21 protein-coding genes are annotated in these 23,142 nt (G+C 32.3%); 9 read left to right on the top strand and 12 right to left on the bottom strand.

The genetic code is table 11. From position 1 onward, the window contains the following. Window positions 1-14 precede the first annotated feature (14 nt). Window positions 15-1,151, bottom strand: a complete 1,137-nt coding sequence (locus G9F72_RS02985) for a sensor histidine kinase (RefSeq protein WP_164959186.1) — start codon at window positions 1,149-1,151, stop codon at window positions 15-17. A gap of 453 nt (window positions 1,152-1,604) precedes the next feature. Between G9F72_RS02985 and G9F72_RS02980 the strand changes: the two genes are divergently transcribed. The 7 genes from G9F72_RS02980 (at window position 1,605) to G9F72_RS02950 (ending at window position 9,926) form a co-directional block, all read left to right on the top strand. Beyond that, entirely contained in the window at window positions 1,605-2,744 is a 1,140-nt protein-coding gene (locus G9F72_RS02980; RefSeq protein WP_224675938.1) for an acyl-CoA dehydrogenase, read from the top strand. Window positions 2,745-2,758: 14 nt separating this feature from the next. Then, on the top strand, window positions 2,759-3,541 hold the full coding sequence (locus G9F72_RS02975) for an electron transfer flavoprotein subunit beta/FixA family protein (protein ID WP_224675925.1): 783 nt from the start codon (window positions 2,759-2,761) through the stop codon (window positions 3,539-3,541). Window positions 3,542-3,555: 14 nt separating this feature from the next. Further along, window positions 3,556-4,566: an electron transfer flavoprotein subunit alpha/FixB family protein gene (locus G9F72_RS02970; protein ID WP_224675937.1), complete on the top strand. Its 1,011-nt coding sequence runs from the start codon at window positions 3,556-3,558 to the stop codon at window positions 4,564-4,566. A gap of 300 nt (window positions 4,567-4,866) precedes the next feature. Next, window positions 4,867-6,225: a sigma-54 interaction domain-containing protein gene (locus G9F72_RS02965; protein WP_164959782.1), complete on the top strand. Its 1,359-nt coding sequence runs from the start codon at window positions 4,867-4,869 to the stop codon at window positions 6,223-6,225. Window positions 6,226-6,477: 252 nt separating this feature from the next. Further along, a complete protein-coding gene (locus G9F72_RS02960) occupies window positions 6,478-8,025 on the top strand; it encodes an acyl CoA:acetate/3-ketoacid CoA transferase (protein WP_164959781.1) in 1,548 nt (515 codons plus the stop codon). A gap of 71 nt (window positions 8,026-8,096) precedes the next feature. Continuing rightward, entirely contained in the window at window positions 8,097-9,476 is a 1,380-nt protein-coding gene (locus G9F72_RS02955; protein WP_164959780.1) for a GntP family permease, read from the top strand. A 33-nt stretch (window positions 9,477-9,509) separates the two neighbouring features. Then, a complete protein-coding gene (locus G9F72_RS02950; RefSeq protein WP_164959779.1) occupies window positions 9,510-9,926 on the top strand; it encodes a MaoC family dehydratase in 417 nt (138 codons plus the stop codon). A gap of 46 nt (window positions 9,927-9,972) precedes the next feature. Here G9F72_RS02950 and dhaM read toward each other — a convergent pair whose 3' ends face one another. From dhaM to G9F72_RS02930, 4 genes are all read right to left on the bottom strand, one after another. Further along, a complete protein-coding gene (gene dhaM / locus G9F72_RS02945) occupies window positions 9,973-10,362 on the bottom strand; it encodes a dihydroxyacetone kinase phosphoryl donor subunit DhaM (protein WP_164959778.1) in 390 nt (129 codons plus the stop codon). 3 nt (window positions 10,363-10,365) lie between these two features. Beyond that, window positions 10,366-11,016 carry a dihydroxyacetone kinase subunit DhaL gene (gene dhaL, locus G9F72_RS02940; protein ID WP_164959777.1) on the bottom strand — a complete coding sequence of 217 codons (651 nt, stop codon included), beginning with the start codon at window positions 11,014-11,016 and terminating at the stop codon, window positions 10,366-10,368. Window positions 11,017-11,078: 62 nt separating this feature from the next. Next, window positions 11,079-12,077 carry a dihydroxyacetone kinase subunit DhaK gene (dhaK, locus tag G9F72_RS02935; RefSeq protein ID WP_164959776.1) on the bottom strand — a complete coding sequence of 333 codons (999 nt, stop codon included), beginning with the start codon at window positions 12,075-12,077 and terminating at the stop codon, window positions 11,079-11,081. Between the two features lie 90 nt (window positions 12,078-12,167). Next, window positions 12,168-13,139: an aromatic acid exporter family protein gene (locus tag G9F72_RS02930; protein WP_164959775.1), complete on the bottom strand. Its 972-nt coding sequence runs from the start codon at window positions 13,137-13,139 to the stop codon at window positions 12,168-12,170. Window positions 13,140-13,277: 138 nt separating this feature from the next. Here G9F72_RS02930 and G9F72_RS02925 point away from each other — a divergent pair, with 138 nt between their 5' ends. Beyond that, window positions 13,278-13,448: a GyrI-like domain-containing protein gene (locus G9F72_RS02925; RefSeq protein ID WP_164959784.1), complete on the top strand. Its 171-nt coding sequence runs from the start codon at window positions 13,278-13,280 to the stop codon at window positions 13,446-13,448. Between the two features lie 87 nt (window positions 13,449-13,535). Here G9F72_RS02925 and G9F72_RS02920 read toward each other — a convergent pair whose 3' ends face one another. The 6 genes from G9F72_RS02920 to G9F72_RS02895 all read right to left on the bottom strand — a co-directional run bounded on the left by G9F72_RS02920 (window position 13,536) and on the right by G9F72_RS02895 (window position 21,066). Next, the gene (locus G9F72_RS02920; protein ID WP_164959774.1) at window positions 13,536-14,738 is read right to left on the bottom strand and encodes an NAD(P)/FAD-dependent oxidoreductase; all 1,203 of its coding nucleotides are present in this window, start codon (window positions 14,736-14,738) and stop codon (window positions 13,536-13,538) included. A gap of 312 nt (window positions 14,739-15,050) precedes the next feature. Then, window positions 15,051-16,382, bottom strand: coding sequence for an FAD-dependent oxidoreductase (locus tag G9F72_RS02915; protein ID WP_164959773.1), 1,332 nt, complete (start codon window positions 16,380-16,382; stop codon window positions 15,051-15,053). 477 nt (window positions 16,383-16,859) lie between these two features. Continuing rightward, a complete protein-coding gene (gene galE, locus G9F72_RS02910) occupies window positions 16,860-17,873 on the bottom strand; it encodes a UDP-glucose 4-epimerase GalE (protein ID WP_164959772.1) in 1,014 nt (337 codons plus the stop codon). Between the two features lie 208 nt (window positions 17,874-18,081). Continuing rightward, complete coding sequence (locus G9F72_RS02905; protein ID WP_164959771.1) at window positions 18,082-18,966, bottom strand: AraC family transcriptional regulator; 885 nt, start codon at window positions 18,964-18,966, stop codon at window positions 18,082-18,084. A 68-nt stretch (window positions 18,967-19,034) separates the two neighbouring features. Continuing rightward, on the bottom strand, window positions 19,035-20,144 hold the full coding sequence (locus G9F72_RS02900) for an aminoglycoside phosphotransferase family protein (protein WP_164959770.1): 1,110 nt from the start codon (window positions 20,142-20,144) through the stop codon (window positions 19,035-19,037). Beyond that, the gene (locus G9F72_RS02895) at window positions 20,134-21,066 is read right to left on the bottom strand and encodes an NDP-sugar synthase (RefSeq protein WP_164959769.1); all 933 of its coding nucleotides are present in this window, start codon (window positions 21,064-21,066) and stop codon (window positions 20,134-20,136) included. The genes G9F72_RS02900 and G9F72_RS02895 overlap by 11 nt, the downstream gene beginning before the upstream one ends. 438 nt (window positions 21,067-21,504) lie before the next feature. Between G9F72_RS02895 and G9F72_RS02890 the strand changes: the two genes are divergently transcribed. Beyond that, window positions 21,505-22,494: a 3-oxoacyl-[acyl-carrier-protein] synthase III C-terminal domain-containing protein gene (locus G9F72_RS02890; RefSeq protein ID WP_164959768.1), complete on the top strand. Its 990-nt coding sequence runs from the start codon at window positions 21,505-21,507 to the stop codon at window positions 22,492-22,494. Between the two features lie 27 nt (window positions 22,495-22,521). Here G9F72_RS02890 and G9F72_RS02885 read toward each other — a convergent pair whose 3' ends face one another. Then, entirely contained in the window at window positions 22,522-22,899 is a 378-nt protein-coding gene (locus G9F72_RS02885) for a hypothetical protein (protein WP_164959767.1), read from the bottom strand. Window positions 22,900-23,142: the final 243 nt, after the last annotated feature.

The following is a 23,142-nucleotide window of genomic DNA, read 5'->3' as shown; positions in this document are numbered from 1 at the left end:
AGCACAACTTTGTATTATATATCTGAAAATTCTACTTTTATTCTTTCTAATCTACTATCTTCATGTTGGCAATACAACTGAGTCTGTACTTCTTCACCAAGTGTAACAATTGGTAATTCAACTATAAATTCAGACCCCTTGCCATATTCACTCTTGACAATTATATTTCCTTTATGCATTTCTACAAGTGACTTAACTAGCGACAACCCTATGCCACTTCCCTCTCTATTTCTAGTAAAAGATTTGTCCACCTGCCTAAACCTATGAAAAATAACCTCTAGCTTATCTTCCTGTATTCCTATTCCATCATCTTTAACTAAAATATACACAGAATTTTCCTGGGTTCCGACCTCTACTTCAATATTACCATTTTCATCTGTAAATTTCAGTGCATTTGATAGAAGATTCAATAGTATTCGCTCTATTTTATCTGCGTCTATTGCCATAATTTGATTTTTAATTTTCTTTTCGAATATTATATTAACTGATTTCACTTTTGCATATAAGTTTATGGACTGAATAACCCCTTCTATAATCTCAACAATATCATAGTTATGTAGTTCAACATAAAAATAATCAGAATCTATCTTTGTTAAATCAATAATATTATTGATAAGTCTAAGTAACCTCAGTGCATTTTGCTTCATAGTTTTAAGGTATTTATCAAGCTTTAAGTTAGGATCTAATATGGTTCCATTTGATGCATACAATTCCAATAGTTGCATGGCTCCCATAATGATGTTCAAGGGTGTTTTAAATTCGTGAGATATATTAGCAAAAAAATCTGTTTTAAGCTTATCATATTCAAGCTTTTCTTCTTTTTCTTTAAAGTCTTTAACTATGGTTTCAAGTTCCTTGTTTTTAGACCTTAATTCTAATTCTCTATCTATAGTATTATATTTGGTAATGCTTCTATTTTCATATATTCTCTTAGTGAGTAAAAATACTAATATTGCAGTTACTATTCCCATAATAAATAAAAGGGCAGATATGTTTCTAGTAAATACATGAACTACAGAATAATTATAGCTAGCTGACCTGTTAAAAATGTGTTCCATATTAAGATCCTCATATACAACAATTCCCAAGGATAAAATTAAACATAAACCTATTGTTAATACCAGTATATAATTAGTTCGCACTTTCTTCATATTAAACCTCTCTTATAATAAATATCATACGTATAAATATTATTCGACATCATGCTATAAAATCCTCTACATTGTTGTTTTAATATGACAAATTATTAATATAGAATTATGTTTCAACATTATAGATAAGTGTCCGGATTAGTGTACATTAATTACCTTAATTATAACAAAGTGTTCACAAAATAAGGCATAGGTTCAATGAATTGTATTGAATTGTACGATTAAAGGAACAAAAAAACTAAAAATATATGCTAAAAGGTGAAATAGTATTAAAATAATGAAAATTCAATTATTTATAAATAATAAAACCACTATATTTGAAGGATTTACTACATTTAAATTGGAAAACACAATTTAATAAACATGGCATTATACTTGCTTATATAATTTATGAATACAAAATTTCAATTTGTAAACGTTATAAAAGCAAGAGAATAGTGAGGAGGAAGGTTTATGGATTTTACACTTACAAAACAACAAGAATTTGTAAAACAAATGGTAAGGGAATTTACAATAAATGAAGTTGAACCAATAGCCGCGGAAATAGATAGAACGGAAAGATTTCCTACAGAAACTGTAGAGAAAATGGCTAGATATCGTATGCTTGGTATTCCAATTTCTACTGAATTTGGTGGAGCTGGCGGAGACAATTTATCTTACGCTATTGCTGTTGAAGAACTATCAAAAGCATGTGGAACTACGGGAGTTATACTTTCAGCCCATACTTCATTATGTGCTGGCCCAATAGATATGTTTGGAACATTAGAGCAAAAGAACAAATACTTAATTCCACTTGCAAAAGGTGAAAAATTAGGTGCTTTTGGATTAACTGAACCTAATGCAGGAACAGATGCGTCTGAGCAACAAACTACAGCAATTTTAGACGGAGATAATTATATATTAAATGGTTCAAAAATATTTATCACTAATGCTGCAGTAGCAGATTTATTTATAGTCTTTGCTATGACTGATAAGAGCAAAGGAACAAAAGGAATTACTGCTTTCATAGTTGAAAAAGAGTTTCCTGGATTCTCAATTGGTAAATTAGAAGATAAATTAGGAATAAGAGCATCTTCAACTGGTGAGCTTATATTTGAAAACTGTATAGTTCCAAAAGAAAATATGCTGGGAAAAGAAGGAAGAGGATTTGGTATAGCAATGAAAACTCTTGACGGAGGAAGAATTGGTATAGCAGCTCAAGCACTAGGAATTGCAGAAGGTGCACTAGAAGCAGCAGCTAAATACATGAAAGAAAGAAAACAATTTGGGAAACCATTATCAGCATTCCAAGGACTTCAATGGATGATGGCAGAACTAGATGTTAAAGTTGAAGCTTCAAAACTTTTAGTATATAAGGCAGCATGGAACAAGGATAATGGTCTTCCATATAGTGTAGAAGCTGCTAGAGCAAAATTATATGCATCAGAAACAGCTATGGAAGTTACAACTAAAGCTGTTCAAATCTTCGGTGGATATGGATATACAAAAGAATACCCAGTAGAAAGAATGATGAGAGATGCTAAGATAACTGAGATTTATGAAGGAACTTCACAAGTTCAAAAAATGGTTATCGCTGGAAACTTATTAAAGTAGGAGGGGTTTAAGAAATGAATATAGTTGTATGTTTAAAACAAGTTCCAGATACAAATGAAGTTAAAATAGATCCAAAGACAGGAACCCTTATAAGAGAAGGAGTTCCATCCATTATAAATCCAGATGATAAAAATGCACTAGAAGAAGCATTAAGATTAAAAGATAGCAATGGTGCCCATATAACAGTTATAAGTATGGGACCACCACAAGCAGAAAAAGCACTAAGAGAAGCACTAGCTATGGGAGCGGACGCCGCAATATTAGTATCTGACAGAGCCTTTGCAGGAGCAGATACATTAGCTACATCTCATGCCCTGGCAGCAACTTTAAGAAAATTAGACTACGACATTGTTTTTGCAGGTAGACAAGCTATAGATGGAGATACAGCGCAAGTTGGTCCAGAAATAGCAGAACACTTAGGTCTTCCACAAATAACTTACGTTGAAAAAGTTGAAGTAATTAAGGGTGGATTAAAAGTTAGAAAAGCTTGGGAAGATGGATATGAAGACATAGAAGTAAAATCTCCAGTTCTTTTAACAGCTATAAAAGAATTAAATCAGCCAAGATATATGAACATAAAAAACATTTTTGATATGTACCAAAATAAAGAAGTTAAAGTTTGGAATGCAGACAATATTGATGCAGACAAAGCTCTTCTAGGTCTAAGCGGTTCACCAACAAAGGTTAAAAAGTCTATGACTAAAGAACCTAAAGGAAATGGAGAACTTGTAAAGTTACCACCTAAAGAAGCAGCTCAATATGTAGTTTCAAAATTAAAAGAAAACCACTTTATTTAAGGAGGGATCAAGCAATGAATATAGAAGATTATAAAGGAGTCTGGGTCTTTGCTGAGCAAAGAGACGGAGAACTTCAAAAGGTATCACTTGAAATTTTAGGTAAGGGACGTGAAATAGCTAATAAATTAGGCGAAGAGTTAACAGCTGTAGTGCTTGGAGACAAAACAGATGCTATGGTTCGCGAACTCGTAGCTTATGGCGCTGATAAAGTAATAGTAGCTGAGAGTCCATTACTCGGCCACTTTTCAACTGATGCCTATGCAAAAGTTATTTGTGAACTAGCCAGCGAGCGAAAACCAGAAATAATTTTTATCGGAGCAAGTTATTTAGGAAGAGATTTAGGACCAAGAGTATCAGCAAGACTTGCAACAGGACTTACAGCTGATTGTACTTCTTTAGATATAGATACAGAAACTAAAAATCTACTTATGACAAGACCAGCATTTGGAGGAAACCTAATGGCTACTATAGTTTGTGGAGATCATAGGCCACAAATGGCTACTATTAGACCAGGAGTTTTTGAAAAATTAGCTAAAGATAAAAATAGAACCTGCATTATTGAAAAGGTTACTGTAAACCTAACAGAAGCTGATATCAGAACTAAAACTTTAGAAGTTGTAAAACTTGCTAAAGATATAGCAGATATCGGAGAAGCTAACATCATCGTATCTGGTGGTCGTGGAGTTGGATCTAAAGAAAACTTCGCACTACTCGAAACTCTAGCATCTAGCCTTGGCGGAGTTGTTGGAGGATCTAGAGCAGCAGTTGAAAATGGTTGGGTAGATAAATCACTTCAAGTTGGACAAACAGGGAAAACAGTTAGACCAACTGTATATATAGCTTGTGGTATATCAGGGGCAATTCAGCATTTAGCTGGTATGCAAGAATCTGATTTTATAATAGCTATAAACAAAGATGCAACAGCACCTATCATGAAAGTTGCAGATATTGCAATAGCTGGAGATTATACAAAAGTTCTTCCAGAAATAGTAGCTCAAATCAATGCATTAAATGAAGATAAATAATTCAATTTTAAATAGTTTTAATTAAGGTGAACTTGCTCTAATGCTAAAATTTAGTATTAGAGCAAGTTTTAAAGCATTTATAGGTATAAAAGCTAACGTGGTTTTGATGTATTTTTACAGCAATATTGCTTTTTTTTATTATAAAGATTATTAAAACCGAATTTATACATAATATCCTAATTTTTCAGTCAATTCTAAAAATAATATAATTACCACTATTCAAATTGCCTTAAATAAACTAGAATAATAGTATTATAGTAAACCTTTAAGCACAATACATATGAGGGAGCTGATTTTATAATGGATTTTCAAAAGGATGCTATGGAAGTATTAAAAACGCTTGTAGATAATGATAATGACGGTCTTCTCATTGTAGATAAAAATGCAATTATAACTATGATTAGCAAATCATATTGTGATTTTTTAGGAACCACTCAGGAAGATGCTATAGGAAAAGTAATTACAGATGTTATAGAGCATACAAGAATGCACAAAGTTATACAAACAGGAGAACAAGAAACTGCTCAACTGCAAAAGATAAAAGGAAGCTACATGATTGCAAGTAGGATTCCTATATTTAAAAATGGAGAAATAATTGGTGCAATTGGTAAAGTGTTATTTAGAAATGTTAAAGCGCTGAACAATCTTTATAATAAAATTAAAACCATGGAAAAAGAACTCGAAACCTATAAAAATCGTTTAAATCAGCTGAACACCGCAAGTTATTGCTTTGATGACATCATAGGTATAAGCGATTCAATTACCACCGCTATCTCTATTTCACGTAAAGCTGCTAAAACGCATTCCAATGTGCTTATACTTGGTGAAAGTGGCACTGGCAAAGAGCTCTTTGCCCATTCAATACACTTAGCTAGTAATCGCCAGTATGCGCCTTTTGTAAAAGTAAACTGTGCGGCTATTCCTACTGGTTTATTAGAATCTGAGCTTTTTGGTTACGAAGGAGGCGCCTTTACAGGTGCTAAAAAAGAAGGTAAAGTAGGAAAATTTGAGCAAGCTGATGGAGGAACCATATTTTTAGATGAAATTGGGGATATGCCTCTTCATATGCAGGTAAAGCTGTTAAGAGTGCTCCAGGAAAAAGAAGTTGAAAAAATAGGCTCCATAGGTAGCAAAAAAATTGATGTTCGCATAATAGCTGCAACAAATACAAATCTTGAACAATCTATGCATGAAGGCACCTTTAGGCAAGATCTTTATTATAGATTGAATGTCGTAACTATTCATATTCCTGCTCTTCGTGAGCGTGCCGATGATATTATGCTTATTGCGAATCACCTTATTAAAAAAATATCTATGGATTTAAATAAAAAGGTAATAGGTATTTCTAAAGAATCAGAATATTATCTAAAAAACTATACCTGGGAAGGAAATATTCGCGAACTTGAAAATATATTAGAAAGAGCTATTAATATAATAGAAGACAGTAATTTTATTTCCCCTATAGATTTACCTGAAGAAATTACAGGAATAAAGGAAATCAAAATTATTAAAAGCCTTGAGGAGACCATGGTAGCAACAGAAAAACAAGCTATTATAGATGCTCTTAATGCTGCTGATGGAAATAAAACTAAAACAGCAAAAAATCTAGAAATCGGAAGAACAAGCTTATATGAAAAAATTCAAAAACATAAAATATGATTGTAATCGTTCCTTTTAACGAACTGTATTCTTAAAACACAAGAATACAGTTCGTTTTTTCGAACATAATGATAAGGTTTACATAAAACATGTTCTCTTTATCGTACACATACATATATTCAATATACAAGACCCCATGTAAAAACAGTAAAATTGCACAAATAATCTGTTTTTTATATTTTTTTGTTGGCATGATATTTGCTAATTATATTATTAACAAGCTTCACTAATATAATAACAGGAGGTAACAAAATGACAAAAATTATGTCTAGTGACGATGCCATTGCTTTAATTAAAAATGGAGACACCGTTGCAGTGGGAGGCTTTATCGGTTGCGGTCACCCTGAAGAATTAACCTTAAAAATTAATGAGTGCTTTCTTAAAAAAGGAATACCAAACAGTCTAAATTTAGTATATGCAGCAGGACAAGGAGACTCAAAGGAAAAAGGTTTAAATCATTTTGGCGAAGAAGGTTTAGTTTCAAAAGTAATAGGCGGTCACTGGGGACTTGCTCCTAAACTTGCCAAACTAGCTATTGAAAATAAAATACAGGCTTATAATCTTCCTCAAGGAGTAATCTCCCACCTTTACAGGGACATTGCAGCAGGCAAACCGGGAACTATTACTCACGTTGGCTTAAAAACCTTTGTAGATCCTAGAATTGACGGAGGTAAGTTAAACGATATCACAAAAGATGATATGGTAAAGGTTATTGAAATTGATAATAAGGAATACTTATTTTATAAAGCTTTTCCTATAAATGTGGCACTTATTAGAGCTACTTATGCGGACGAGAGTGGAAATGCTACTTTGGAAAAAGAAGCCGTAACATTAGATGCTCTGTCTATGGCCCAAGCAGCTAAAAACTCTGGAGGAATTGTAATACTTCAGGTTGAAAAAGTTGTAGAAAATGGTTCACTTGATCCAAGAAAAGTTAAGATTCCAGGAATACTTGTAGATGCTATTGTAATTTCAAAACCTGAAAATCATATGCAAACTTTTGCCGAACAATACAATCCTTCTTATAATGGGGAAGTAAAAATGTCAGTAAGTAATCTTAAAGGTTTAAAACTAGATGAAAGAAAAGTAATAGCTAGAAGAGCAGCTATGGAACTTATTCCTAATGCTATTACTAACCTTGGAATAGGAGTTCCTGAAGGAATATCCATGGTAGCAAATGAAGAAGACATTGGAAGTGAGATGAAACTTACTTTGGAATCAGGCCCAATAGGAGGTATTCCTGCTGGTGGCTTAAGCTTTGGTGCTGCGGTAAACCCTGAAATAATACTAGATCAGAGTAGTCAATTTGATTTCTATGACGGAGGTGGCCTTGATATAGCCTTCCTGGGACTCGCTCAATGCGATGAAAGTGGGAACATTAACGTAAGTAAATTCGGACCTAAAATTGCAGGTTGTGGCGGCTTTATCAATATAACTCAAAACGCTAAAAAGGTTGTGTTTTGCGGAACTTTTACTGCAGGTGGTTTAAAGGTTGAAATAAAAAACGAAAAATTAAATATACTACAAGAAGGTAAAGCTAATAAATTCATTAAAACTGTTGAGCAAATTACTTTTAGTGGTAATTATGCTATAGATGTAACCCAACCAGTCTTATATATTACTGAAAGAGCTGTTTTTGAACTTAGTAGTAAAGGCGTAGTACTTACTGAAATTGCTCCAGGAGTTGACCTTGAAAAGGATGTTTTAGCTCATATGGATTTCAAACCAATAATTTCAGAGAATCTAGCTTTTATGGATGAAAGAATTTTCCAGGAAAAACTCATGGGATTGAAATTCTAAATTTCAACCATAATAGTTGTTACATTTTGTAAACTAATGTAAAATATTTTAAATTAAAGGGAGGAACTATCATGTTAGGACTTATTGGTATTATTATTTCTTTAGGACTTTTAATGTATTTGGCCTATAGAGGGATTACAGTTCTTATTTTGGCACCAGTTTTAGCAATACTGGCGGTTTTGTTTCAAAGCGGTCAGAGCCATGTTTTAGCTAACTATACAGAAGTCTTTATGGTTAACTTTGCATCATATGCTAAGACATATTTCCCAGTATTCTTACTAGGAGCAATATTCGGTAAAATAATGGATGATTCAGGAGCTGCAAAATCTATAGCCTATGCCATTAGTAGTAAGCTAGGTAAAGATAAAGCGATCCTGGCAGTAGTTTTATCTTGTGCTATATTAACTTATGGCGGCGTTTCATTATTTGTAGTTGCATTTGCAGTATATCCTATTGCAGCAGCATTATTTAGAGAAGCAGATATTCCAAAAAGATTTTTACCTGGTACTATAGCGCTTGGTGCCTTTACATTCACTATGACAGCGTTACCAGGAACACCACAAATACAAAATGCTATTCCGATGCCTTTCTTTGGCACAAATGCATATGCAGCTCCAATTATAGGACTTATAGGATCAGCAGTAATGTTTGGCGGTGGTATGGTTTGGCTTACAAGAAGAGCAAAAAATGCTATGGTCAAAGGTGAAGGATATGGTGATCATAAGGAGGAATCAACAAAAGAAGTTGACTTATCTAAATTGCCTAAACTTGCACTGGCTATAACCCCAATAATTTTAGTACTAGTTGTTAATTACATATTAGGTCAATTTGTTTTTGCCACTATGGATGGAACATTCTTAAAAGACTTCGGTGGAATTAAGCTATCAAGTGTACAAGGTATATGGAGTTTGATTTCAGCGTTAGTTGTTGCTATAATTATTAGTTTGATTTTATTTTGGAAGAACCTTGAAAACGTTACGAATACGGTTAATAAAGGGGCTATAGGTTCACTACTTGCAATTGCAAATACCTCCTCAGAAGTTGGTTATGGGAATGTTATTAAAACATTAGCAGGATTCGCTATACTTCAAGCAGGGATACTTGCTATACCAGGAACACCTCTTATTTCACTAGCAGCATCTACAAGTATTCTTGCAGGGATTACGGGTTCAGCTTCAGGTGGAATGAGTATTGCTCTTGGAATATTAGGTAAAACGTATATGGCAAAGGCCCAAGCTCTAGGACTTAGTCCTCAAGTATTCCATAGAATAGCCGCAATAGCTTGCGGTGGGCTTGATACACTTCCACATAATGGTGCCGTAATAACTCTACTAGGTATAACAGGTATGACTCATAAACAATCCTACGTAGATATAGGAATGTGTACAGTTGTTATCCCACTTATAGCTACAGCAGTATGTATTATATTTGCATCATTTGGAGTTGTATAATGAGTAAAAATAAATATTAAGGAGGAGTTATTAATGAAAGGTTTAACTATGAAAGAATTAAATATAGGTGATAAAGACTCTTTTGAAAAAACTATAAGTGAATCAGATGTATATCTTTATGCAGGAATAACAGGTGATTTAAATCCTGCTCATATAAATCAAAGAGAAGCTGAAACAACAATGTTCAAAGGCAGAATCGCACATGGGATGCTCACAGCAGGTCTCGTATCAGCAGTACTCGGTATGAAAATGCCAGGAGCAGGAACTATTTATCTAGGCCAAGAACTTAGATTTTCAGCACCAGTTAGATTTGGAGATACAATAAAGGCTGAAGTTGAAGTTATAGAAAAGTTCGACGAAAAAAACATTATGAAATTGAGTACAACCTGTACTAATCAAGATGGAGCTATTGTTCTTAAAGGTATTGCAACTGTTATGCCTCCTAAATAATAAAAAACAAAAACTGTATTGGAATTTCCCAATACAGTTTTTATTTTTATGGCATTTTATGAAGGCATAGACCTTTAACCGCTTGTTGAATCTCTTTTAAATTTTTACCAATGCTACTTTCCACCGCTACTACAATAGCTCCCTCAACTAAAGCCGCATCAATAAGTACAACATTTTTCTGCATTTCCTCTGGAAGAGTTTCAATAGCCATTTGTGCATTCATATATGCACTGCCAAGATCAAATAATATTGCTACACCCTCTTCTGAATATACTTGATTTATGGCTAAAATAATTTTTTCTATATCCGTTCCGAGCCTATTATCACTAGTCCCACCCGCTGCTACAATAGGTGTATTATCAGCCATTTGAAGTGCTAACTCTTTTACTCCTTCTGCCACTTTGCTACTATGAGAAATTATTACAATTCCTACCATCTATTACACCATTCCTTCCTTTATGCTTTTTACTTCTTCATAAATAGTATTTAACATTAAGTAACTTGAAGTTGCTCCTGCATCTTGATGACCAATACTTCTTTCTCCAAGGTAACTCGCTCTTCCCTTAGTCGCAATTATAGTTTTTGTATATTCTACTCCCTTAATTGCTGCATCTTTAGAGGCTTTTAGAATATCTATTGGCATTAAACCATCTTTTAGAGCTTCTTTCATAGCATCAATAGCTGGAGCAATAGCATCTATCATCGTTTTTTCTCCTCTTTCAGCTTTTCCTCTCATTTTTATTCCACCTAAGGCAGCTTCCAATATTCTAATGAAATCCTCAATATCTATATTTTCTCTCCCATTAACTTCCATAGAAGCTTTCATAAAGGCTGTTCCATATAGTGGACCTGATGCTCCTCCTACGTTTGTTACTAATGCCATTCCGGTCCTCTTAAGAATTTCTCCAATGTTATTTCCATTATCGCCTCTTAATTTTTCTTTAACAACAATAAATCCCTTATTCATGTTAATTCCATGATCTCCATCACCTATAGCTGCATCTAGCTCACATAAGTAGCTCTTGTTTTCTTCAATTACATCTGCGATTTTATTTAATATTACAATTACTTGTAATCCTGAAATACCCATTTTATTACCTCCCTATATATATATACTGTATTATATTTTAAGTTATCAGAGGCCTTATTATGCTATAGCACTTTTAATGCTGGAGTATCTGCAGGTGCATCTAATAGAACCTTTAACTCATCATCAAGTTTTAATAATGTAACAGAAAATCCCGCCATTTCAAGGGAGGTCATAAATTCTCCAACAAAAGTTCTATAAACCGTTACTCCCCTTTCTTCTAACATTTTATGAACTTCTCTATTAACAATATAAAGCTCCATTAATGGCGTAGATGATAGTCCATTAATCATAACTGCAACTTCAGCACCTGGCTGGAGTTGCATATCAGTTAATATTTTTCCTACAATGTGGCCTACTATTTCATCAACAGGACTTAGGGTTTCTCTATGAGTACCCGGTTCTCCATGTATACCCATGCCAATTTCAACTTCATCTTCAGCTAAACTAAAATTAGGCTTCCCTGCTGCAGGAACTATGCAGGGTGTTAATGCCATCCCCATACTTCGTACATTCGCTATTACCTTTTCAGCTACAGCCTTAACTTCCGCAAGGCTTGCTCCTGTTTCTGCTTTTGCCCCAGCTATTTTATGTACAAATACAGTTCCAGCTATTCCTCTTCTTCCAGCTGTAAAAAGACTATTTTCAACTGCAACATCGTCATTAACAACAACGCTTTCAATTTTTATTCCATCCATCTCAGCCATTTCACTGGCCATTTCAAAATTCATTATATCTCCTGTATAGTTTTTAACTACTAAAAGAACTCCAAGTCCTCCATGAACTGCTTTTACAGCTTCATATATTGGATCTGGAGTTGGTGATGTAAATACCGCACCACACACTGCTGCATCTAACATTCCCATTCCTACATATCCTCCATGTGCTGGCTCATGCCCACTTCCGCCCCCACTAACTAATGCAACTTTCCCAGATATAGGAGAATTTTTTCTAACAAGTACATCTTCATTTTCAAGTTTTCTAACATAATCTGGATGTGCCATTACTATACCTTCTATCATCTCCTCAACAACAAATTCTGGGTTGTTAATTAGTTTTTTCATTTATAATCGCCTCCATTTAATAAATAAAACTTAGTATATATTCTATGTTCTACACAATAATGAGCATTCCTCCAAGTTATTCATTATTTTTTATATATATAAACCTGGATAGGATTCTTTGAATTCTTTTTTAATAATTAAAAAATCTTCTAAATCATTTAAAAATTGAAACAACAATGCCCTATTTTCAAATTCATTCCTGTTCTTTGGTAATTCCATCATTTTATAATCTTTCCTAAGCAAAGTTAGTTTACTTATAAGTTCAATACAATCATTATCTTCATGAATATTAATTGCAACATTATCAGTAAATTCTGATAATGTTCTAGTTTGTTCATAGGTCATATAAAACCTTAAAAAATGTCTTTTCATTCTTTTTATAGCATCTAATTGTGTCATTCTCATATCTATATAACTTTCATAGTAATTATTGTACTTAAATAAATTATTATTATTTATTATTTGTGTCATCAATTTAGTATTTTTAATTAATTGTTCTATACTCAAAATTACTTCTTGCTCATAAATTGGTACGGCTTGGGTAAGTAAACTTATTGCCATATCTGATAATATTAATCTATATTGTTCTTCTATCTTCTCTTTATTTTTTTTAAAACTCTCCTCTAGTGATGCTGTATATAAATTAAATATCATTGCAACCCCAATACCTATTATAGTTAAGCCTACTTCATTTATAATAAAAGAAATATTAATATTTGTACTTATTAAAAGATGTGTTGATAATACTGCTCCAATAACCATTCCCTCGCTTATTTTTAATACATTTGTTATTGGTATAAATACAAGTAAAAATAGTCCAAATACCATAGGATTATTTCCAAGTAACATGTATAGCATAAAGGATAAAAATATAGCTACTACAGATGAGATTATTCTCCTCCCCCCAACTAATAGTGCTTCTTTCTTCGTATCTTGAATACTTAATATTGCAATTATACCCGAAGTTACTCCAAATTCTAATCCCAAATAATTGGATATGACAATTGCTATTGTGGCAGCCAAGGTTATTTTCACTGTTTTTGATTGTAAAAATTTTAGCATTTCTCAATTTTCTCCTACTACCATTAATATGGTATATTTTTTTTTACACTTCAATTACTCATTACCGTATAACGTCTCTACTCTTACTTTAAGGAAATTCTTTTATAGATTTAATCTAATTTTTTATTACTTTGTAACATATATACTTATAAAGGTGCTATAAAAGATTTAGGTGAGTTTTTCAATGATATATTTGAAAGGTTCATTCCAGCCTCAGGCTATGAAATGGATTGTAGACCTCAACTAGAGTTATACGATGAGAGATTTATGAGCAATGGAGAATTTGACATATATATACCTATTAAGTAATATTTTTCATTCTATAAAAAAGCCATAAGAAAATTAATCCTTATGGCTTTATAATAAATTGCCATTATGCTTTAGTTTCTTTGCAGATTAATTACTTCCCGCTAAGTATCCTGTAGAAAACGCCATTTGAAGATTGTATCCACCTGTTTCAGCATCGATATCTATAACTTCTCCTGCAAAATAAAGATTTTTTATAAGCTTTGATTCCATAGTTGAAGCATTTATTTCTTTGACTTTAACTCCACCTGAAGTTACTTGAGCTGCTTTAATTGATAGTGTTTCTCTAGCCGTTAGCTTCATTTCCTTCATATACTCAATTATATTATTCTCGTCTGCCTTCTTTAAATCACTAATCTTAACCTCTGTTAGTCCTAACAGATCAAAGATTTCCTTTAAGAAATTTTGTGGAAGAATACCTTTTAAATTATTAAGTACAGTCTTATTTAGATTACTCCTCATAATTTCTGATATTTCATCCTTAGATTTATCTCTTAAAAAGTCTAAAGTAACTTCTACTTCTCCCTCTACTAAAGCTTTATTTATATAAGATGAAAGCTTTAACACCGCTGGTCCTGATATTCCAAAATGAGTAAATATCATATCACCAAACTTCTCTATTCTATTCTTTTTAATCTTAGCTGAAATTACAACATCCTTCATTGCAACACCTTGCAGGCTCTTAACAAACTCTTCCTTTATAACTAGTGGAATTAAGGCTGCATATAAAGGAGTTATAGTGTGTCCATTCTTCCTTAATACTTCAAACATAGACCCATCTGAACCTGAATCTGGGTAGCTCTTTCCTCCTGTTGTAACAATTACCTTTTCACCTAAAATCCGCTTACCATCGTCAGTTACTACCCCTTTAATTTCTCCATCTTCAACTATTAACTCTTGGACTTTACTGTTATACATAATCTTAACGTTATTTCTTGCTAAATCATTCTTTAATAATTCTATAACTTCATCGGCCTTATTACTTTTGGTATATATTTTTTGGTCAAGCTCTTCTTTATATTCTAATCCATTTCCTTTAAAGTATTCTAAAAGTTGATGATTTGAAAATGTATAAAGAGCGCTATATAAGAATTTTTTATTACTCACTATTTTATCAAAAAATTCCTCTATATCTCTATTATTTGTAATATTGCATCTGCCTCCACCTGTAAGTTTTAGCTTGGTACCTATTTCTTTATTTCTTTCTATTAATATAACTTCACTATTTTTTGCTGCACTAATAGCTGCCATAATACCGGCAGGTCCTCCGCCAACAACAATAACTTTTAACATACATACACCTCACTAAGTTTCATTTTCTTATTTTCATTTAAATATATTTAACCACTTTTAAACCCAAGTAAGTTACAATTATATATGAAAAATATGAAAGTGTATATGCTTACTGCATATAATTGCACTAAACAAACCTATAATTTAGGTGCTTTCTAATAGATATAGATAAGATTTTACTTGCAATAATCTCGCAAATCACTTTCTTGCTTCTTTTATTTTTTCACCGTTTCACTGTCAAGAACAGTTCCAACTCAAACTATTAATTCTTCTTTTATTCTAGTATTTTCTTAACTTCTAATTTTTTATTTTCTATAATGCTTTAAGTGCCACTGTGTTTAATAAACTCCATGGTTTATTGAAGTGCGGCTGGAAGAAGAAATCTGTCATTGCCAATTCTTCTATGGTCATATTGTTTTGTATTACCACAGATAAGGTATTCATATGCTGAGTCAAGTCCTCTTCAGATATTATTTGTCCTCCAAGTATTCTTCTTGTATTTTTTTCATATACAAGCTTTAACATAGCTTCACTAAAGGTTGGCATAAACTCTGGTCTATTATTCTCATTTATAGTTACAGAACCTATATCCATAGATGTAGTACGTTTTGCTACCTCCTCAGTAAGGCCAGTAGACGCAATGCACTTGTCATATATCTTTATTCCTGAGGTTCCTTGGGTACCCATGTACTTAAGAGTTGGCTCAAGTAAATTTTTAGCTACAAGGGTTCCCATTCTAACTGCATTTGTTGCTAGTGGTATATATCTCTTATCCTTTGCTGGATTATATTCTACCACACAACAATCTCCTGCTGCATATACTCCCTCAGCACTAGTTCTCATATACTCATCTATTATTATAGCTCCATTTGGAAGAGTGTCTAATTTATCTTTAACAATCATTGTATTTGGTACAAAGCCTATACAAAGTATAACTAAGTCTGCTTCTATAGTATTTTTATCAGTAACCACTTTAGTTACCTTTCCATCTTCCCCTTCGAATTTTTGAACTTTTCCCCCTAGAATTAAATTTATTCCATGGTCTCTAAATTCTCCTTCTGCTATATCTGTAAACTCTTTATCAAGGTACTTACTCATTATTCTCTCTTCTGCATCAATTAATGTTATATTCTTACCCTTTATTTCAAAAGCTTCAGCTAGTTCCACTCCTATATATCCCGCACCTATAACTACTACATTCGTAGCTTCATTAGATTTTTCTATAATTGTCTTGGCATGATCATAGTTCTTACAAAGTAATATATTTTCAAGATTCTTGCCTTCAAAATTAGGAACTATTGGCCATGACCCTAAGGTAAGAACTATTTTATCGTATTTTTCCTTTACTATATCATTATTTTTTAAGTTTTTGGCTATAATCATTTTCCCTTCTATGTCTATATCTGTTACATCATAATTCATTCGCATATTTATTCCATTGTTTCTCAAATTTTCTACTGAATTATAAAATAGTTTTTCTGGTTCATTAACTATACTTGACACACTTAAAGCTATACCACAGGAAAGAAAGGATACATTATCGTTCCTTTCATAGACAGTAATTTCACTATCTGGATAAAGCTCCTTTGCGTTTACTACAACTGCTGTACCTGCATGAGTACATCCTACAACTGCAATTTTCATATATATATTGGCCTCCCTTAAATTTTACTTTATTATAAAAGACAATCTTTGTTAAATTATCTTTTTTCTTTTATGATATTGTTTATCATCTAACAGTCACTATTTATAATATAACTCTACTTTCCTATTTTTTCAATATTGATTTTAGCCTTTATACTCAAATACGATCTACTATACCCATGTTTGCTTTAATATCAACAAACTTTCGCAAAGATTCGATGATTAAAAAAGCTCAAATTATATTTGACCAATATCTTCAGTCTCCTTTACTAAAACTCCAATACTTTTAGCAATCTGTGAAACTCCATTTATAGTGCTTTCATTTTTTTGATTTGAGCTCTTTAAATGCAAGCATTGCCTTTTCGCTGCTAGTTTCCATCTCTTGGCTTTCTATATGCAAAAGTATATAAAACATTAAATGCACAAAAAAATGTAAGTAGATTTGTTTATACAAATCTACTTACATTCCAGTTCTTGCTATTTACTATATCCATTAGGGTTATTGAGTTGCCAACGCCAAGAATCTACACACATGTCCTCAACGGTTTTAGTTGCTACAAAGCTCAATTGCTCTTCTGCTTTTGAATTATCTGCATAGCATTCAGCTACATCTCCAGGTCTTCTGTTAACTAACTTATATGGGATCTCCTTAGAAGATGCTTTTGCGAAAGCCTCTACCATTTCTAAAACACTAAAACCCCTACCATTGCCTAAATTATAAGTTACTACCCCTGGTTTTGAAACTAATTTCTCTAAGGCTTTAATATGACCCTTAGCTAGATCTACTACATGAATATAGTCTCTTACACCAGTTCCATCAGTGGTAGGATAATCATTCCCAAATATACTCAATTGCTTTAACTTTCCTACTGCTACCTGTGAGATATATGGCACTAAATTATTAGGTATGCCATTAGGATCTTCTCCAATTCTTCCACTAGGATGAGCCCCTACTGGATTAAAATATCTAAGAATAGCAATATTCCAGTTCGTATCAGATATATACAGATCTCTTAGTATTTCTTCTATAAAAAGTTTAGTACGCCCATAAGGGTTTGTTGCACTTAGCTCAAAATCCTCAGTTATTGGAACTGTTCTTGGGTCCCCATAAACTGTAGCTGATGAACTAAAAACTAATTTATCAACCTTGTAATTTTTCATCACTTCAGCTAAAACTAAGGTACTAACAATATTATTGTAATAATATTTTAATGGCTCCGCTACTGATTCACCTACTGCCTTAAATCCCGCAAAATGAATTACTGCTTGGATATTATTTTCTTTAAATACCTCTTCTAAAGCTACTTTATCAACCATATCAATTTTGTAGAATTTCAAATCCTTCCCTGTTATTTCTTTTACCCTTCTGAGTGATTCCTCATTGCTGTTTTTAAGATTATCTACTACTATTACCTCATAGCCAGCCTCTAAAAGTTCCACACAGGTATGACTTCCAATGTATCCAGCTCCGCCAGTTACTAATATTTCCATATATCTATCTACCTCCTTGGTATGTCTAGTGTAACACACGCTACACCGATTATTTTACTCATAATAAAATAATACATTTTATAGATAGTTTTATATTTACCAAAATGGTCTTTTAATTTGGATTTTCGGTTCTTTCTTACTAAAAAAGATGGGATACTATAATAACTGTTTATGAATGTGAGAATTCTTTTGGTTGGCGATAATTTATTTATATTCTAGCCTTAACAGAAGAAGCATATTCTGATAGTGTCATTCCCATAGCTTTCTTAAAATGCCTTGATAAGTAATGAATAGAAGCGTATCCTAGCTTTTCAGCAATTTCAGTAAAATTGAATTGCTCTTCTCTAATAAATTTTTTAACTTCCTCAATTTTCAAGGTCTTATAAAATTCCATTACTCCCATTCCCATTTGTTCTTTGAACATAGCCTTTAAGTTTGTACTACATAGTTTGCTATATAAACAAACATCATCAAATGAAATATTCTTAGATACGTTATTCTTAAGATAATTAATAATCTTCTTCGCCATATCATTATGGCTTCTTTCTCTAACTAATGAAGAAAGTCTTTCATTAGATAGGATATTCTCTCCTTTTCTCACTAAATAAATAAGTAATTGCTGAAGGTATATTTTTAATAACTGCTCACATCCAAAAACCGACTTGCACTCTTTATCTAGCTTCGTGGTTGACGAAATATTTAGTGGAGTTGAAAATGCCATCAAAGCTTCTTTAATTATCTTTGATAACAAATCCTTAACTGTATCCCCAGTTAATATTAATTTATTTTCAAAATACTTCATTGCTTCTGAATCGCATACAAATGTCATAACTATTATATTAGGAGCTATTTTACCATTTGCCCAAAGATTGTGAAACTCATTTGGCTTATGAAAAATCATTTCACCCTGCTTCAGTTTATAGCCCTTATCCTCCGCCATTATCTCTAACTCGCCTTTATCTACATAAACAAATTCCCAAAAACTATGTTTTTCACCTTCAAATACATAGTTCTTAGCGAATTCAAAATAATGTACTGTAACTATACTCTCTATAACAAATTCTTCACGTAAAACAGTATTCTCAAAAACCATATAAATTCTCCTTTGTGAATCTAATACTTAATGATAAGCAATTTCTTTTATGAAAACATGCATATAGACTACTTGCTATGTCTTTTTACTACGGATTGCATTTTTTCAAACTTTTCTTCCATATCCTTAACCATTTTAAATTGGGTTCGCGCCCTATCTAGATTATGATTCTCTCTATGAATCTTAAAATAAGTATCTCCATTTAAATGATCTGTAAGAAATCTTATGCCACATTCCAAGGTCATTAACTTTGCTGAGAATGGCAAATACTCTAATTCAAGTGCTGTTAATGAATTGTCCGTACCCTCTAGAAATCCCTTAGTAAACTGTTCAAAAAGTTCAAGATCCATACAAACCTTTGATAAATCTTTTTCATCTTCTTCTGCTGGATTAGCACCTGAACGAATAGAATCTCCAAAGTCATACAAGGATAACCCAGGCATTATTGTATCTAAATCTATTACACATATACCTTCTCCAGTAATATCGTCAATCATGACGTTGTTAAATTTAGTATCATTATGGGTAACTCTTAAAGGTAATTTACCAGCCTTAAGCAAATTTACTAATACTGAAACTTCACTTTCACGGGCTAAAACAAAATTTATTTCTGCCTGTACATCTTTACCTCTATTCATAATATCCTTTGTGGCTACCTCTACAAAAGCTTGATAGCGCTTTTGAGTGTTATGAAAATCAGGTATTATTTCATACAATTTATCAGCTGGATAATCCTTAAGCATTTCTTCAAATCTTCCTAAAGCCTTCCCTGCATTATAAAAATGTTTCAGATTTTCTACCACCTGATAGGTTTGAGCACCTTCAATAAATTTATAACTTCTCCAATAATCGGCACTTGAACTTTTATAGAATACATTTCCATCAAATGTTTGTATTAGATTTAAAGTTTCCCTGTCTGGATCCCTACCTTCAGCAACTATCTTTTCTCTTAAATGTGATGTTACATTTTTTATATTTTCCATTAGGTTTTGAGGAGTTTTAAATATACTAGTGTTAATTCTTTGAAGTATAAATCTAATTGATGATCCATTTTCTTTTTCACAGCTTACAATATAGGTATCATTAATATGTCCTAATCCATATGGCTTTACCTCCATAACCTTACTTTTAAAATCAAATTGCTTTAATACATCTTCAAGGTCATACTTATTCTTCATTTCCATACCCCCATAAATTAATTGGATATACACCTTTATTCACCAATTGCATTATTGCTGCCTTAATGGTTGGCTTATCCTCTTTATAAGTAACTCCATACCATTGTTCACTGGAAGTAAGAACCTTCACTTTGGCCTTATTTTCAGCAATTAAATCATCAATAACCATTGGTAAAAAATATTCAGCTTTCGGCAGATTATTTTTATTTTTCTCTAAAAATTCGGGGAATTTTTTTTCTAGTTCGTCGAATATACTGGGAGTAAACCCCCAAGTATTCATAGATACAGTACTTCCTTCTGGCAACTTAACCCAATTCTCACCATCTTCAGTATACTTAGCCCCATCTTTATATTTTTTAATTCTAGTTCTTTCTTTAATACCATTTAGATACCCACATTCATCAACAGAACAAACTCCCCTTGCCACATGTCCATTGTCTGTAAGTGTATTTTCAAGTTTGAACCCAACCATAGAATATTCATAAAAGGCTTGGCTATCTTTAATATCGATCAAATAATCATAAATTAATTTAAATGTTGAAGCACCATAAAAATCATCGGAATTAATAACAAGAAAAGGTGTATTTACTACATCTTTGCAACACATAACCGCATGAGCAGTTCCCCAAGGCTTAGTTCTCTCCGCGGGGGCGATGAATCCCACTGGAACATCTTCTACCTTTTGAAATACATAAGCTATTTCAACTAACTCTTCTACTCTTCTACCAATAATATCTTTAAAATCTTCCAACATTTCTTCTTTAATTATAAATACAACCTTTCCGAAACCAACCTTTAAAGCGTCATGTATTGAATAATCAATAATAATTTCGCCACTTGGCCCTACAGGGTCAATCTGTTTTAACCCTCCATATCTACTTCCCATACCAGCCGCCATAACAACAAGAGTAGGTTTTACCATAATTTATTTCTCCCTTCAATACTATCTTAGGATTATCTGAAACAACTACTTCATACTAAAATAATACCTTGAATTGTCGTCATATTATTTATCAAAACAGTCTTTTTATTTGCACTTTAAGACAAAAAATAAAGCCTGAAGAACAAATTTCTAAATTAAGACTAGTAGACGCATCTCCATTTTCGTATACGCTACCCCATCTAGATGGTAATTACTGTATCAAATTAATAAGCGATTAAAATGTATCTATCACTATAATTAATAAGTCTCCACCACTATAAAATAATGAAGGAGTGGAGACTTATTAATTATTTGGTGCATTTTTAAATTTTATGGTAAATTATAAAATAATTAAGTCGATATTAAATAGAGACCAAAAATTGGTTTATTTGAAAAACAAAACACATACCCTAATTAACATCAAAGGAGACTTGCATAATGAATAATGTAAAAATTTTAACGGTGGATATTTATCATCCTGAAAAACAGGTAGATAATAGCTATTATCTTAAACATTTTAAATCTCAAGGAAAGGACATCACAGATTTATTAAAAGCTTTTGGACGGGAAAAGAGATATATTATAGATAATGACTATGAAAATACTATTACTATGGGTGTAGAAGTAGCTAATAAAGCATTAAAGAGTGTAGGCTTAGAAGGTAAAGATATTGACATGGTTCTGTTTTCTTCTCAATTCCCCGAATATACATTTCCAAGTCAATCACTAATAGTCCATAATGCAATAAACGGGAAAGAAGATTGTATGTGTATGGACACAAATACGAACTGTGCGGGTATGTTGGTTACAGTTGAGCATACTATAAGAGCTATGATGGGCAATCCTCATGTAAAACGAGCATTAGTGATAGGTTCCGATTATACTTCAATACATTGTAGAAACGATGATGAGTTAACTTACCCTAATTTTGCAGATGGTGCGGCCGCTATTATTTTGGAGAAAACAGAAGGACAAGGTTTTATAGATAGCATGTGTAAAAGTAACGGTGCTACATGGGAAGCGGTTAAATATCCCGCTTGCGGACTGTCAAAAGTATATAAGAAAGATTTATCAATTAGAGATAGAAAACTACAATGGATACCTTTTGAAGGTTTATTTATAATTGACAACGCAGTAACTTCAATTCATACATTATTAAATAGGAATAACTTAAAAATGGAACAAATAAAGAGCTTTTGTTTTTCTCAATACTCAAGAGCATTTTCAAATCTTGGTTCAGAAAAATTAGGCGTAGACATCAATAAATTTATTTATGTAGGCGATGTATATGGTTATACAGGTACAAGTAGCCCATTTATAGCATTTCATGAAGGAATTAAAACGGGTAAAATAAAAAGAGGAGACATTGTTTGTCTCTGGTCAGTTGCAATTAATTGGACCATTTGCACTATGCTTATTAAGTATTAAAAAAAACGTGGGATATCCCACGTTTTTTTATGACTTAACCGTAAAGTTTGGAAGTGATACTTCTTTTCCAAGTCTTTGTAGTTGCATTTTTAGAACTAAGTTTTTTTCACAATCAAAAACAATATTCTTAAACCCATCACTTTTATACATTTCCATACAAGCCCTTAACATACTAGTCATATCAGCACCTGATTTAGCATCTTTTCCTGAAACTTTTAACTCTTTGCAGTCAAATTGAAGTTCAAGATCGTTTGCATTAGCACCTTTAAGAATTACATTGTAATCACTTACAAAAGCATTAGCATCAGCAGGACCAAATGAGCCAAACGCCTTTGCGAATAGTATTTTTTTTGTTTTATCTAATTTCAGTTCGTATTTATTATTAGCTGTTGTGATATAAAACACATCCTTCTTATTTTTTTTTATAATTATTTACAATTATTTTTAATTATCGAAATGTAAAGGTAAAATCTTTAGTTTTTTTTGTAAAAATTAATTTGCGACTTAAAAAAAGGGGTTGATCATTAGATATAATTTCAGTAGATGCGGGCAATGATGTACATTTATTTTAATTTAACACAAAAGCTTTATGGTCCAAGCACAATTTTCACCTTACAATTTATTTCGGCTTTTCTTATTATTTCTAAT

The sequence above is a fragment of the Clostridium estertheticum genome, from assembly GCF_011065935.2.
GTDB lineage: Bacteria > Bacillota > Clostridia > Clostridiales > Clostridiaceae > Clostridium_AD > Clostridium_AD estertheticum_A.
Note: the sequence above shows the minus strand (reverse complement) of the source record. Positions and strands in the feature narration are given on the sequence as shown.

What these genes read in the sequence shown, in the direction of transcription:
- G9F72_RS02985 (WP_164959186.1), bottom strand. Translation starts at nt 1,151, where the DNA reads ATGAAGAAAGTGCGAACTAATTATATACTGGTATTAACAATAGGTTTA.
- G9F72_RS02980 (WP_224675938.1), top strand. Translation starts at nt 1,605, where the DNA reads ATGGATTTTACACTTACAAAACAACAAGAATTTGTAAAACAAATGGTA.
- G9F72_RS02975 (WP_224675925.1), top strand. Translation starts at nt 2,759, where the DNA reads ATGAATATAGTTGTATGTTTAAAACAAGTTCCAGATACAAATGAAGTT.
- G9F72_RS02970 (WP_224675937.1), top strand. Translation starts at nt 3,556, where the DNA reads ATGAATATAGAAGATTATAAAGGAGTCTGGGTCTTTGCTGAGCAAAGA.
- G9F72_RS02965 (WP_164959782.1), top strand. Translation starts at nt 4,867, where the DNA reads ATGGATTTTCAAAAGGATGCTATGGAAGTATTAAAAACGCTTGTAGAT.
- G9F72_RS02960 (WP_164959781.1), top strand. Translation starts at nt 6,478, where the DNA reads ATGACAAAAATTATGTCTAGTGACGATGCCATTGCTTTAATTAAAAAT.
- G9F72_RS02955 (WP_164959780.1), top strand. Translation starts at nt 8,097, where the DNA reads ATGTTAGGACTTATTGGTATTATTATTTCTTTAGGACTTTTAATGTAT.
- G9F72_RS02950 (WP_164959779.1), top strand. Translation starts at nt 9,510, where the DNA reads ATGAAAGGTTTAACTATGAAAGAATTAAATATAGGTGATAAAGACTCT.
- dhaM (WP_164959778.1), bottom strand. Translation starts at nt 10,362, where the DNA reads ATGGTAGGAATTGTAATAATTTCTCATAGTAGCAAAGTGGCAGAAGGA.
- dhaL (WP_164959777.1), bottom strand. Translation starts at nt 11,016, where the DNA reads ATGGGTATTTCAGGATTACAAGTAATTGTAATATTAAATAAAATCGCA.
- dhaK (WP_164959776.1), bottom strand. Translation starts at nt 12,077, where the DNA reads ATGAAAAAACTAATTAACAACCCAGAATTTGTTGTTGAGGAGATGATA.
- G9F72_RS02930 (WP_164959775.1), bottom strand. Translation starts at nt 13,139, where the DNA reads ATGCTAAAATTTTTACAATCAAAAACAGTGAAAATAACCTTGGCTGCC.
- G9F72_RS02920 (WP_164959774.1), bottom strand. Translation starts at nt 14,738, where the DNA reads ATGTTAAAAGTTATTGTTGTTGGCGGAGGACCTGCCGGTATTATGGCA.
- G9F72_RS02915 (WP_164959773.1), bottom strand. Translation starts at nt 16,382, where the DNA reads ATGAAAATTGCAGTTGTAGGATGTACTCATGCAGGTACAGCAGTTGTA.
- galE (WP_164959772.1), bottom strand. Translation starts at nt 17,873, where the DNA reads ATGGAAATATTAGTAACTGGCGGAGCTGGATACATTGGAAGTCATACC.
- G9F72_RS02905 (WP_164959771.1), bottom strand. Translation starts at nt 18,966, where the DNA reads ATGGTTTTTGAGAATACTGTTTTACGTGAAGAATTTGTTATAGAGAGT.
- G9F72_RS02900 (WP_164959770.1), bottom strand. Translation starts at nt 20,144, where the DNA reads ATGAAGAATAAGTATGACCTTGAAGATGTATTAAAGCAATTTGATTTT.
- G9F72_RS02895 (WP_164959769.1), bottom strand. Translation starts at nt 21,066, where the DNA reads ATGGTAAAACCTACTCTTGTTGTTATGGCGGCTGGTATGGGAAGTAGA.
- G9F72_RS02890 (WP_164959768.1), top strand. Translation starts at nt 21,505, where the DNA reads ATGAATAATGTAAAAATTTTAACGGTGGATATTTATCATCCTGAAAAA.